This is a genomic window from Paenibacillus sp. VMFN-D1 (assembly GCF_003386155.1).
In the GTDB taxonomy this organism is placed as follows: Bacteria; Bacillota; Bacilli; order Paenibacillales; family Paenibacillaceae; genus Paenibacillus_AQ; species Paenibacillus_AQ favisporus.
Map to the genome: position 1 here is coordinate 79,185 of NZ_QRDU01000008.1, position 13,046 is coordinate 92,230.

Annotated in this window: 12 protein-coding genes; 10 read left to right on the forward strand and 2 right to left on the reverse strand. The window is 52.0% G+C overall.

Annotated features, from left to right (window positions below; genetic code table 11):
* Positions 1-6 precede the first annotated feature (6 nt).
* From C7820_RS31605 to C7820_RS31645, 9 genes are all read left to right on the forward strand, one after another.
* Complete coding sequence (locus C7820_RS31605) at positions 7-351, forward strand: YflT domain-containing protein (protein WP_076176109.1); 345 nt, start codon at positions 7-9, stop codon at positions 349-351.
* A 215-nt stretch (positions 352-566) separates the two neighbouring features.
* The gene (locus C7820_RS31610; protein WP_116234406.1) at positions 567-1,736 is read left to right on the forward strand and encodes a PP2C family protein-serine/threonine phosphatase; all 1,170 of its coding nucleotides are present in this window, start codon (positions 567-569) and stop codon (positions 1,734-1,736) included.
* Positions 1,733-5,392 (forward strand): response regulator, encoded by a 3,660-nt coding sequence (locus tag C7820_RS31615; protein WP_116234407.1) that lies wholly within the window; start codon positions 1,733-1,735, stop codon positions 5,390-5,392. The genes C7820_RS31610 and C7820_RS31615 overlap by 4 nt, the downstream gene beginning before the upstream one ends.
* 73 nt (positions 5,393-5,465) lie before the next feature.
* On the forward strand, positions 5,466-6,326 hold the full coding sequence (locus C7820_RS31620; RefSeq protein WP_076176101.1) for a CheR family methyltransferase: 861 nt from the start codon (positions 5,466-5,468) through the stop codon (positions 6,324-6,326).
* 17 nt (positions 6,327-6,343) lie between these two features.
* Positions 6,344-8,020 (forward strand): response regulator, encoded by a 1,677-nt coding sequence (locus tag C7820_RS31625; RefSeq protein WP_116234408.1) that lies wholly within the window; start codon positions 6,344-6,346, stop codon positions 8,018-8,020.
* 112 nt (positions 8,021-8,132) lie between these two features.
* On the forward strand, positions 8,133-8,471 hold the full coding sequence (locus C7820_RS31630) for an STAS domain-containing protein (RefSeq protein WP_116234409.1): 339 nt from the start codon (positions 8,133-8,135) through the stop codon (positions 8,469-8,471).
* Positions 8,472-8,489: 18 nt separating this feature from the next.
* Entirely contained in the window at positions 8,490-8,942 is a 453-nt protein-coding gene (gene rsbW / locus C7820_RS31635) for an anti-sigma B factor RsbW (protein ID WP_076176092.1), read from the forward strand.
* Positions 8,939-9,709, forward strand: a complete 771-nt coding sequence (locus C7820_RS31640) for a sigma-70 family RNA polymerase sigma factor (RefSeq protein ID WP_076176089.1) — start codon at positions 8,939-8,941, stop codon at positions 9,707-9,709. Before rsbW ends, C7820_RS31640 begins: the two co-directional genes overlap by 4 nt.
* 131 nt (positions 9,710-9,840) lie before the next feature.
* Positions 9,841-10,809, forward strand: coding sequence for a magnesium transporter CorA family protein (locus C7820_RS31645; RefSeq protein ID WP_116234410.1), 969 nt, complete (start codon positions 9,841-9,843; stop codon positions 10,807-10,809).
* 134 nt (positions 10,810-10,943) lie between these two features.
* On the opposite strand, the gene C7820_RS31650 is transcribed toward C7820_RS31645, so the two are convergent.
* On the reverse strand, positions 10,944-11,297 hold the full coding sequence (locus tag C7820_RS31650) for a DoxX family protein (RefSeq protein ID WP_116234411.1): 354 nt from the start codon (positions 11,295-11,297) through the stop codon (positions 10,944-10,946).
* A 143-nt stretch (positions 11,298-11,440) separates the two neighbouring features.
* On the opposite strand from C7820_RS31650, the gene C7820_RS31655 reads away from it, so the two are divergent.
* A complete protein-coding gene (locus tag C7820_RS31655) occupies positions 11,441-11,788 on the forward strand; it encodes a winged helix-turn-helix transcriptional regulator (protein ID WP_181909261.1) in 348 nt (115 codons plus the stop codon).
* Between the two features lie 187 nt (positions 11,789-11,975).
* Here C7820_RS31655 and C7820_RS31660 read toward each other — a convergent pair whose 3' ends face one another.
* Positions 11,976-12,971 carry a LacI family DNA-binding transcriptional regulator gene (locus tag C7820_RS31660; protein ID WP_181909262.1) on the reverse strand — a complete coding sequence of 332 codons (996 nt, stop codon included), beginning with the start codon at positions 12,969-12,971 and terminating at the stop codon, positions 11,976-11,978.
* Positions 12,972-13,046 lie beyond the last annotated feature (75 nt).

Below are 13,046 nucleotides of genomic sequence, written 5' to 3' on the forward strand. Positions count from 1 at the left end.
AGAACGATGAATTCATCAACCAATACCAAATCATTTGCGAAAGTTGTGGAAAACGGCGTCCAAGCGGTGGAAGAAGTCAATCAGCTGCGCAGCGCGGGTTATGTGTACGATGATATTTTCGTACTGGCCCATGACGGCGACCGGACCGACCGGATTGCGGACACGGCAGGGGCAAGTGAGGTTGGCATTAAAGAAGAAGGCATGTTTGATGCTCTTGCTAATCTGTTCCGTTCACGCGGAGACGAGCTCCGGGCCAAAATCACGTCGCTGGGCTTCACGGAGGCTGAGGCTCAATTTTATGAAAAGGAACTGGATCTGGGCAAGGTGCTGGTGGTTGCCAAAAAGGCATGAGACCGGTATTTCCCGCATACAGATGCATGTCAAAAACATAGATAAGGAATGGGATAACGCTTCCCATTCCTTATCTATGTTTTTGGAACAAGTGGGATATCATGCCCCGAGTTCCAACGACTGATAGACCTTAGATGCTGAAATATTCACACGGTATGGTATATAGTATATAAATAGAGATTTCAACAATTTCATAGGATCGTAAGGAGAGGGTTATGAGAATATTAATTGTTGATGACAATCCGACTAACGTCATAATCATCCGGGAGATTTTAAAGAAAGAAAACTACCGGGATATCGATAAAGCCTCATCGGCAAGAGAAATGTTTGAAATCTTGGGAGCGGAAGGCTATGCCAAAGAGGGTCAGCCGAAGGCGTCCGATTTTGACTTGATTTTGCTCGATATGATGATGCCTGAAATGGATGGGATCGAGGCCTGTCAGGTGATCCAGAAAAACGAACATCTCAAGGATATACCGATCATCATGGTCACGGCAGTGGGAGATTCCAAAAAGTTAGCCGAGGCGCTGGATGCCGGAGCGGTCGACTATGTGACCAAACCGATCAACAAAGTGGAGCTGATGGCCCGGATCCGCCTGGCACTCCGTCTCAAACATGAGAAGGACTGGCATAAGGAGCGCGATCAGCGGATTCAGGAGGAGCTGAGATTGGCTGCGCTGGTTCAGAACGCGGTGCTGAGTCCCGCTATTGAGGACGAGCTGTTTGAGGTCCACGCCATTTATCAGCCTTCCGCCGAGCTTGCCGGTGATCTGTATGCCTGGTATTCCCTCGGCAACGGCCGTTACGGTGTCATTCTTTTGGATATGATGGGCCATGGCATTTCGTCGTCCCTGTTTACGATGTTCATCGCGTCGGTCCTGAAGGATACGGTAACGACCTATGTGGAGCCGGAGAAAGTGATCCAGGAGCTGAACCGCCGGTTCAACCAGCTTCACATCGAAAATCAGCTTGTCCAATATTATTTTACGGCGATTTATTTAGTCGTGGATACCTCAATGAAACGGATTGACTACGTCAACGCCGGGCATCCCCCGGCTATATTTTTCCAACAGAACGGAGACATGCTGCTGCTTGACCGGGCATGCTGTCCGGTTGGCCTATTCGACAAGATGGACATCGATCCGCAGACCTTGTCTTACGAAGGGGAAGGCCATATTGCGCTGTACACCGACGGCTTGCTGGAACTGGTCCAGGGCGATCATGACGAACAAGTCGACTTTTTGGTCAGCCACCTGAAGCATTCGCATGAATGGAATGAAGAGAAGATGTACCAGGCATTTTTTGAAGACCACGGAACCCAGGAGCGGGAAGACGATAAATGTCTCGTCTGGATTTCGTTAAAAGAGGGAGCGAATGAAGAATGAAACTGAAGACTAAGCTGGTGATCGGCTTCGGTTCGCTCATGCTCATTTTGATTGCTTTGACGGTGGTCGGCTACGATCGCATGAATTATATGAACAAGCAAATGGATCGTATCTATGAGGACCGGTATTTGAAAGTGCGGTATTCCACCGGGGTCCGGAGCGAAGTGAACGATATGTCCAGGTTCGTTATGAGTATGATGCTGAATCACAACGTGGCGACAGATAACAGCACTTCCCAGATCAACGATATGATCGCCAAGGGCGAACAAAGTTTGCAGAAGCTGAATGCAACCACCACCTCTCCTGAGGAAAAACAAATGCTGAACCGCGTTCAGAAGGCGTGGTCGGATTACAAGGAATATATCAACAAGCAGTCCGCCTTGTTATCCAAAGGGATGATGGACGAAGCCAACACCTATCGAAATGGGAGCGGAACCCCGATCCAGCAGGAAGCGATAGACAGCATCAATGCGCTTTCCGAATATCAGGATCTGCTGGTCGATCAGCAGATCAGTAATGTCAAAGCAGCGTACAACCGGTCCGTTCAAATCACGACCGCCATTATGATTGCCGGTCTGCTGCTTGGACTTGCCGTTATTCTGTGGGTCATCTCCACCATCACGAGGGGACTCGGCGTCGTGAACATGATGATCAACAGCTTTGCCAAAGGCCGGATCCAGTCCATCCGCCGGATTAAGGTGACCTCAAGAGATGAAATCGGCCAGGTGGCCCATGTGTTCAAGGAAATCGCCGAAGACCTGGAAGAGAAGCAGGAGCTGGAGCAGAACTACCTCCAGGCCCAGAAGGACCAGAACTGGCTAAATTCCAATGCGAGCCGGGTTACCGAGCTTCTTCGCGGCATCAATTCCAGCAAGCAGGTGTCCCAAATGTTCATCAGCGAGTTTACGCCGATCATCGGGGCGGCCTATGGGGCTATATATATTCAGGACGATGATCAAAATCCGAATATGCTGTCTCTCGGCGGAACATACGCCGGACAGGGAGAACGCTCGCCGAGAGGCAGAGTTGAAATCGGAGAAGGGCTGGTCGGGCAGAGCGCTTTGGACCGCAAACCGATTATCACCGAGCTGCCGGAAGACTATCTGTCCGTGGACTCGGCCTTTGGTTCGGCGAAGCCCGCTCATCTGCTGATCTATCCGGTCGTGTTTGAAGACGAGCTGCTCGGCGTCATTGAAATGGCGTCGTTCGAGCCGTTCAGCGAGCTGGCCAGACAGCTCTTGTCCCAACTCACCGTGAGTCTGGGCGTCATTATTAATAACATTAACCGCCGCGTCCGCGTCGAGGAGCTTCTGCGTGAATCGCAGGCGCTGACCGAGGAGCTGCAGTGCCAATCCGAGGAGCTGCAGACCCAACAAGAGGAGCTGCGCCGCTCCAACGAAAATCTGGAGGAGCAGACCGAAGCGCTCAAGCGCTCCGAGGATTTGCTGCAGCGCCAGCAGGAGGAGCTCGAGCATTACAATACCGAGCTGATCGGCAAGACGCGCGCGCTGGAAGAGCAGATGCAGCAGCTTGAGGAGAAGAACATCGAGGTTGAGGATGCGAAGGCCAGACTGGAGCAGCAGGCGATGCAGCTGGCGGTGACCAGCAAATACAAGTCGGAGTTCCTGGCGAATATGTCCCACGAGCTCCGCACGCCGCTCAACAGTCTGCTGATCCTGTCGCAGCTCCTGTCCGAGAATAAGGAAGGAAACCTGAGCGATAAGCAGAAGGAATACGCTCATACGATTTACATGTCGGGCGCCGATCTGCTCAAGATGATTGATGAAATTCTGGATTTGTCCAAGGTCGATGCCGGCAAAATGGAGATCAACTCCGAAACGGTGCCGATCGAGGAATGGCAGACCTTCGTCAACCAGAATTTCAAGCCGCTGGCCAATTCGAAGCAGGTTGCGCTCCACGTTCACGTGGACAACGATGTGCCGGATTCCGTCGTTACCGACGGATACCGGGTCAAGCAGATCCTGCGCAACCTGTTGTCCAATGCCTTTAAATTCACCAGCCAGGGTTCGGTCGTGTTCACGGTCCGCCGGGCGGATCCGGAAGCCCTGCCGGGTTATCTGGACCGGAACAAGGAATATATTGCGGCGGCCGTCAAGGATACGGGCATCGGCATACCGAAAGATAAGACCGACCTGATCTTCGAGGCGTTCCAGCAGGTGGACGGTACGACCAGCCGCAAGTATGGCGGTACCGGACTTGGCCTTTCCATCAGCCGTGAGCTGTCCCGCCTGCTTGGCGGAGGGATCGAAGTCGAATCGGTCGAAGGGCATGGCAGCTGCTTTACGCTGTATCTGCCGGTCACGGAGGAGAAGCCGGAGGCGTCTTCTTCCGCTCAGGACGAGGCTGCCGTTTCCAGCGAGCTGATGCTGCCCAAGCCGGCGCAGACCATGGTGGATGAAGAGGAATCCGCCATCAACGCGGCGGAGCCTCTGGAAGACGACCGCGAGCGGATTGCCGATAAAGATAAGGTACTGCTCATCATTGAGGATGACATCAAATTTGCCCGAATTCTGATGGATATGGCGCGGGGGAGAGGCTTTAAGGCCCTCGTGGCGATGCAGGGCGATATCGGCCTCGATATGGCGAAGACTTACCTGCCGGATGCGATCATCCTGGACATCCAGCTTCCGGTCATGGACGGCTGGGCGATCCTGGGCGAGCTGAAGGGGGATTCGGCAACCCGCCACATCCCGGTTCACATCATTTCGGTATCGGATGAAGTGAAGCAAGGGCTGAAAATGGGGGCTATCGCCTACTTGAAGAAGCCTTCCACCAAAGCGTCCCTGGAGCATGCCTTCTCGCATATTGAATCGTATACCGAGCAGTCGCTGAAGCATCTCCTCATCGTCGAGGACGATGACATCCAGCGCCGTTCGATTATTGAGCTTATCGATCACGATGACGTGGCCATCACCGCCGTGTCCACCGGCAAGGAGGCGCTCAGCGAGCTGCGGAAGAAACGCTACGACAGCATGGTGCTCGATTTGATGTTGAGCGATATGACCGGCTTCGAGCTGCTGGATCAGATCCAGCAGGACGAGAACCTGGGCTACCTTCCGATCATTGTGTACACCGGCAAAGATCTCGACAGCAAGGAAGAAATGCGCCTGCGCCAATACACCGAGTCCATTATTATCAAGGACGTGAAATCGCCTGAGCGCCTTCTGGACGAAACTACCTTGTTCCTGCACCGGGTGGAAGCCAATCTGCCTGAGGACAAGCGTCAAATTTTGCAGAAGCTTCATAACAGGGAAGCGCTGTTTGAAGGGAAGAAAATCCTCCTCGTCGATGACGATATCCGGAACGTCTTTGCGCTATCGAGCGTTCTGGAGAATTACGGCATGGAGGTGACCTTCGCCGAGAACGGACGCGAGGCGATCGATATCCTGACCGGAGGCCAGCCGTTCGATTTGGTGCTGATGGATATGATGATGCCGGAGATGGACGGCTATGAGGCGATGCGGCAAATTCGCCAGATGCCTCAGTTCCATAAGCTTCCGATTATTGCCTTGACCGCCAAGGCGATGAAAGAAGACCGCTCCAAGTGTATCGAGGCCGGTGCTTCCGATTACGTGAAGAAGCCGATCCAGACGGAACAGTTATTATCCCTGATGAGGGTTTGGTTGTATTCGTAAGGGCAATAACGGGGTAATAGATAACAGCATTACATTTTCATCTTTGAAGCAAACGTAAGCAGGAGGAAAGAGAATGGATTTGGGGCATACAGATCAAGACATCCCCGTAAAGGATGAGACGGAACGGGAAGATATCGAGCTTGAGCTTCTTCTGGAAGGCATTCACCGTTTATATGGTTACGATTTCCGCAATTATGCGATTCCGTCGCTCCGGCGCCGGATATGGCATTTTATACGCGCGGAAAGTTTAAGCAATATTTCCCAGCTTCAGGAGAAGGTGCTGCATCACCGGCCCGTTTTTGAGCGGCTGGTTCATAATCTGTCGATTCCCGTCACAGAGATGTTTCGCGATCCGAACCTCTTTCTGACTTTTCGAAAAAAGATCGTCCCCCTGCTGAGAACCTATCCGTATATCCGTATCTGGCATGCAGGCTGCTCCACCGGAGAAGAGGTCTACTCCATGGCGATTCTGCTGCATGAAGAGGGACTTCTGGACAAGGCGAGGATTTACGCCACGGATATGAACGACCGTTCCCTGGAGCAGGCGAAGCAGGGGATCTTCGGGATTGAGAAAATGAAGCTGTATACGAAAAATTATATTGAGGCGGGCGGAACCCGTTCCTTTTCCGAGTATTATACCGCCAAGTATAACTCGGTGATTTTTCAGCCCTTTCTAAGCAAAAATATGATCTTTGCGGAGCATAATCTGGCAACGGACCGCTCCTTCAACGAGTTTAACGTTATATTTTGCCGTAATGTGATGATCTACTTTAACGACACGCTCAGGGATCATGTCCACGGCCTGTTTTATGAAAGCTTAAGCCGTTTCGGAATTCTGGTTCTTGGAGCAAAAGAGTCGATACAGTTTACGGAATACAGTGATTCTTACGAACCGCTGGATCGTGTGGAGAAAATCTACAGGAAGATTAACTAGAGAAGTGGGAGGATTCCATGGGGTCTCAAGAACCGATTCATATTCTGCTGGTAGATGACCGTCCGGAGAACTTACTCGCCCTGGAAGCAGTGCTGGAGAGTGAGCAATATAATCTTGTGAAGGCGACCTCCGGTGAGGAAGCGCTCCGGTGCCTGCTGAAGGATGAGTTTGCTGTGATCATACTGGATGTTCAAATGCCAGGTATGGACGGGATTGAAACAGCCAAATTGATCAAGGCAAGGGATAAAACGAAGGACATTCCGATCATCTTCATTTCAGCGAACAGTAAAGAAGCCGAGCATTTATTCGCAGGTTATTCAGCCGGTGCGATTGATTATATGGTGAAGCCGTTTATCCCGCAAATCCTGAAGTCCAAAATTGAAGGTTTTGTGGAAATGTACTTGACCAACAAAAAGCATAAAACCCAGTCCATGCTGCTGCAGCAAAAAACGCAGGAGCTGGAAAAAGCCAATCAGGAGCTCATTAAAGCCAAAGAGGCGGCTGAAATCGCGGCCAAGGCCAAAACCGAATTTTTGGCGATGATGAGCCATGAAATCCGTACGCCGATGAACGGCGTGATCGGTATGGTGGATCTGCTGATGGAAACCGAGCTTAAGGAAGAGCAGCTGGAATATACGGAGATCATCCGCAAAAGCGCCGACGCACTGGTCACGGTGATCAACGACATCCTCGATTTTACCAAGATGGAATCCGGGAAAATGGAGATGGAGGAGCATCCGTTTGAGCTGAAAAACTGCATCAAGGAAGTATTCAGCCTCTTTTCTATGGAAGCAGGGAAAAAGGATCTGGAACTGGTGTACTTTATCGATGAAGCAATCCCGCCCATCATTTACGGGGATATGGCCCGCCTGCGTCAGGTGCTGATCAATCTGATCTCCAATGCATTGAAGTTTACGCATCAGGGCGGAGTCTATCTGATGGTGTCACTACGGGAAAGAGCCGAAGACGGCAGCCTCATGATCGAATTTGCTGTAAAGGATACCGGTATCGGCATTACGCCGGATAAGCAAAACCGCTTGTTCCAGCCGTTCTCCCAGCTGGATTCTTCGATGACCCGGAAATACGGGGGCACGGGGCTGGGACTGGCCATCTGCAAATCGCTCGTTGAAATGATGGGCGGCAGCATTTACGTGGAATCGACCGAGGAGAAGGGTGCCACGTTTATCTTTACGATCCGGACGAGCGAGCCTGAATCGGATGACGGCATGATGGGCATGGGCGACGACCTGCTTGTTTCCCTGCCGTCTGCAAAAGACGAAGAACCGCTGATCCTTGTGGTAGACGACCATCCGGTCAACCAGAAGCTGATGGTGAGCATGCTGGGCAAGCTGGGATTGAGAGCAGAAGTGGCCGAGGACGGACGGCAGGCGGTGGATAAAATCCGCGCCAATCCGGTGTACCGGCTGATCTTCATGGATTTGCAAATGCCGGTCATGGACGGACTGGAGGCCACGGCCCTTATCCGCGAGATGCAGCCACCGGGATACCGTCCGGTGATCATCGCCATGACCGCCAATGTGATGGAAGGCATCCGAAGCCGGTGCAGGGAAGCCGGGATGGACGATTATATCAGCAAGCCGGTCAATATGAAATCGGTGAAGGAGATTCTGATGAAGCATCCGGTTCCTGCACAAAGCAAAGGCTTGCAGACCTCCGATGCCAACTCCATGTGACGGTGTCCAAATATTGCCAGGCATAAGCTTGCGTACAAGCTGATTCAAACGGGGGAATTTAGGGTTAACTGTTCTTATACAAGAAAAACAAAAAATTCGGGAGAGAATGTCTATGAATACGAATAAGAACGAAAAATTCAATGCAACGACAGAACGCCGTGAAGGTTCCTGCACGGTCTACCTGAGCGGGGAACTGGATTTATCGGTGGCGCCTGACTTCAGGCTTGTCATGGAACCGCTTGTTGGGGATTCCGAAATCGATCTAGTGATTAACTTGAAGGATCTGAAATATATCGATAGCACAGGGATCGGCATTCTATTGTCCATATTGAAGGCCAGACATGGGATGGATGCCCGTTTTGTTGTGGAAGAGGTTCCTTCCCAAATCCAAAGGCTGTTTGACATGACGGGTATTGCGAAGTTTTTTGCCGCGAGTAGGAATTCCCAATAGGAAAGGATCGAAGACAGTATGAATGCTGAAGTTCAAAAAGTCGTAATAACATTACCGGCCAATGCTGATTTTGTAGATATCGTAAGATTGAACTTGTATGGAATCGCATCGAAGATGGGCTTTTCTTATGAGGACATTGAAGATATGAAGGTAGCCGTATCGGAAGCTTGTAACAACTCCGTTTTGTATGCTTATGGTCAGGAAGGCGGCATGGTGGAAGTAACGTTCGAAATCGGCAATGACCAATTGTCCATCAAGGTCAAGGACGACGGGGAGAGCTTTGACCGGATGAACCGTACCGAAAACACCGTGACATTGCATGACAAAGACCTTCATGATGTGGAAATCGGGGGACTCGGCTTCTACTTGATGGAGGCGCTCATGGACGATGTGATGGTAGATAATGAGGCCGGACGCGGCACCCAGGTGGTTATGACCAAACGGCTCATGAGAAGTGAGGAGAAAGTATGAATGATAAGGTGACTCCCCCCGAGTCCATGAGCGAGGCGGTCGGTCTGATCTGGGAATACCAGCAGACGAAAGACAACGATATCGCCACCGTGCTTATCCAAAAATATGAACCGATGGTCAAGATGGCCGCGGGTAAAATCGCCCGTAACCGCCCGGACCTCTACGAGGACTTGTACCAGGTCGGCCAGATGGCTCTGATCCGGCTGCTCCAGCAGTACGACATCAGCTTGGGCATTCCGTTTGAACCGTATGCCATGAAGAGCATGATCGGGCATATGAAAAACTTTTTACGGGATAAGTCCTGGTATATCCAGGTTCCAAGAAGGATCAAAGAGAAGGGCGCACTCGTCCAGCAGGCTATTGATGAGTTAACCGTCAAGCTGGAGCGTTCGCCGGACGTCCGCGAAATCGCCGAATTCCTGGATCTGTCGGTGGAAGAAACGGTAGAGGTCCTCGCCGGACGCGAATGCTACCACTATGTTTCATTGGACTCTCCGCTGTCCCAGGAAGAAACGGGTGCAACGCTCGGTGAACTGATCAGTTCGGACGTCAACGACTATGATTCGGTGGAAAAACGGATGGACCTCCAGCAGGCGATGAGCCAGCTGAAGGAACAGGAGCAGAAAGTGCTGCTGCTTGCCTTCCAGGACGGTGAATCCCAGCGCTCAATCGCCCAGAAGCTGGGGGTTTCCCAGATGAGCGTATCGCGGATTCAGAAGCGTGCAACAGAAAAGCTGAAAGAAATCATGTCTAATTCATACCAATGACGGACAAGCTTATGTTAGGTAACGAGTCAACCGGAAGTTCGTAAGGACACGCCAGTTCTCCCTTGAGAATATACGGCGTGTCCTTTTTGGTGAACAGAGATATGGATGGTGAGATAGAGGAGGTGGGTCATATGGCGGCTGAGGTTTCAAGCAATATATTATCTTTTGCAGGCCACTGGACATGGCATGATCTGGTGGTGGAGGACTGGTCATCGGAAGACTTCAGGCAGCTGCAGGAAGCGTGCCCTTTGATCGAGGAATGGCTGGAAGTCATCCCGAACATCGCACAGAACTATATGTCCGTCCGGTTTCCCAACGGCGTGGATGCCGTTATGTTCGGCACGCTGCCCTACTCGGTCAAAGCGGAAGTGGAGGACAGCGGTCACGTGGACCGGGTTCACTTTTACGTCCAGCGCGACAAGCTGATTACGATCAACCTCGATCAGAATACCCGCGAAATCATGGCTACCGAAGAACGTACGGCCATGCTGCACCAATGCCACAGCGCGGTGGACGGTATGTTCGTGCTGGCCCGGACGATTCTGCACTATTTTCATCTCGGGCTGGATCATTTCGAAGCGAACCTCCGCAAGCTGGAGCATGCGATGGAGATGGATAACCAGCGGTACTTGATGGACAAAATCCTGAACTCGCGATTTGCTTTGCTGTATTGGAGCAATTTGTTCACGCCGTTTCAGGAGCTGATCGCGGCTGCCAGAGAGGGGTATTTGGACAAGCTGGAGAACAGCCGGCCGTTCATGCAGCTGCTGCACCGGATCGAGCGGATGGACCGGGCGTTCCGCCATTACGAAGATGAGATTGATACACTGATATCCATCGATGATGCCATTTCGGCGTTCCGCGGCAACGAAATCATGAAGACGCTGACGATCCTGACGGCGATCTTTACGCCGGCAACGGTAGTAGGTGCAATTTGGGGGATGAACTTCGAGAACCTGCCAGGCATCAAGGTGCCATGGGGATTCGTCGGGATCATGCTGATTACGTTCCTCAGCACCACCATCATGTACCTTTGGATGCACCGGAAGGGATGGACCGGCGATTTGCTCAAGGTCAAATCCAAAAAATCGAAGATCTAGCATCCCGCCGAATATCAAGAACAGGACTCGAGTTAATCGGTTAATCCCGCACGACGGATAGATCCCCTGCAAGCAAACAAGTGCTGAGTTAGCGCACAGCCGTATGCTTGGAGGGGATTGTTCATTTAACGACGCTACCAGCGGCCGATAACGACTACGATCGCCAGCACCAGAAACACGATATTGATGCCAATCTCTTTATATTCCTTCCGACTCACATGAAAAGCGGCTCCGAGCAGCACAGTCACGGCCAGGCCAAGTGCGGCGATCGGTGTTAATATTGGTGCGATCCCCGTGGCCAAAGGCAAAATCACCCCGAGAACCCCGGCCAATTCCATCAATCCGATCCCCCAAACGAGCGGTTTAGGTACGTCTCCAACCCACGGCCAGGCTGTCCGCGCTTGTTCATGCCGAAACGCCTTCATCCAACCGGAATAGATGAATCCGGCTGCCAAAATTCCTTGCACAATCCAAAGTACAACGTTCATGTCTTCACTGCTCCTTATCCTGGCTCTGTTTCGTCTTCAACCATGGATATATAATAGGGAGTAAGGGTGGGATGATGGAAGTAGGCACTTTAAATAAACGTAGTATCGAAAAATATACCTTAAGCCAATCAAGGGATAGGAGGATGTACGTGAATACTTACTGTAAGTTTGAAACGGCGCTGGATATCCTGATCGGGAAATGGAAGCCCGTGATTTTGCTCCGTCTGTTGAACCATGGAACGATGCGGTTCAGCGAGCTTCAGAAATCGATCCCGGACATCACGAAGAAAATGCTGACCCAACAGTTAAGGGAACTGGAGTATCACGATATCGTGCATCGTGAGGTCTATAAGGAGATCCCGTCAAGGGTCGAATATTCCATAACTGAATACGGTCAACGCATGACGCCATTGCTGCAGGCAATGAATGATTGGGGGGTCAATCACATTGCTCACCTGCAGGAGCTTTATGGGGAAGAGCGGGCAGAGTGATGGGGCATTTTCTGCATGCGGCATCGTTCAAGGGAGCCTTTCTCAACGAATAGCACGAAAACAGGAAGCGCCTAAAATGAAACAGCCTTAGTCCGGTGGAGTACCGTACTAAAGCTGCCTGGTTTATTCCTATAGCTGTCTACTTCGCTGGGCGGAACACCAGTCTCGACCGTACGCTTGTCATTGCTTAAAGCTTCGTGTTCGCCGTGTTCGCGGCAACCGTCTCTCCGGGAAAGCACTCCATCTCGGTCAAATAGGTCACTTGGGGCTCCAGATCCTTCCTGCGGATCATTTCGATCATCCGGTTGACCGCCAGCTCGCGGCTCGCAGGGGCCACGTAAAAAGTGGTCAGCGGCGGCTTGCTCAGCTTCGCTAGCTCCGAGAAGCCGTAACCGACGAGGCTGACCTCGCCGGGAACCTGTACGCCATGCTCCTTCAGCCACTGCAGGGCACCGAACTGAATAACCGTATTGACGGAAAATACAGCCGTATAGCCGATATCGAGCACATTCATCCGGGCGCACAGCTCGTAGCCGTCTTCGCCGCTGCTGGCCTGGACCAGCGATTTGTCCAGTGGAATCCCGGCTTCCTCCAGCGCGCGGTAGTAGCCGTTCAGGTTTTTCTGATGAATGGGAATGTTCAAATTCCCGCTGAAGAAGGCGATCCGTTGGTGTCCGAACGACAGCAGATACTTCACGGCCTCGTAAGCCCCTTTTTCATGATCCATCACGATGCTGTTCGTGCCTTCACGGGGGATGCCCCCGTAGAAAAGATAGGGTACCTTGGCTTCGGTAATCAGGTCGATCGCTTTATCGTCCAGATCGCCTGTCACGAAGTAGCCCTCCGCTTCCTTGCTCAGGACCGCCTTGCGCATCTTTTCGAGCCCCTCGGCATCCGCCTGCACGTTCATAAACAGCAGCGAGAAATGGTGGCGGCTTGCCGCCTGCTCAATCGTCGCGAGGTCGTACATGTACCTGGGGTCGTCGGGGGCGCGTCCGTACAAAATAAAGCACAGCTTCGGCGTGACATCCGCCCCGTTGTACCCGAGTTCCCTGGCGGCCTGAAGGATCCTTTGGCGCGTCTTTTCCGAAATCGTGCTGCCCGGCGCGTTATTGAGAACGAGGGAAACAGCGGAGCGGGACACGCCGAGGTACTCGGCAATTTCTTTTTTTGTAACGGACATGCGTATTACACTCTCCTTGTAACCGTGGCGGCGAGACATGGGCTGCCTTGCGGGCTGTTCTTTGCTGTATTATAG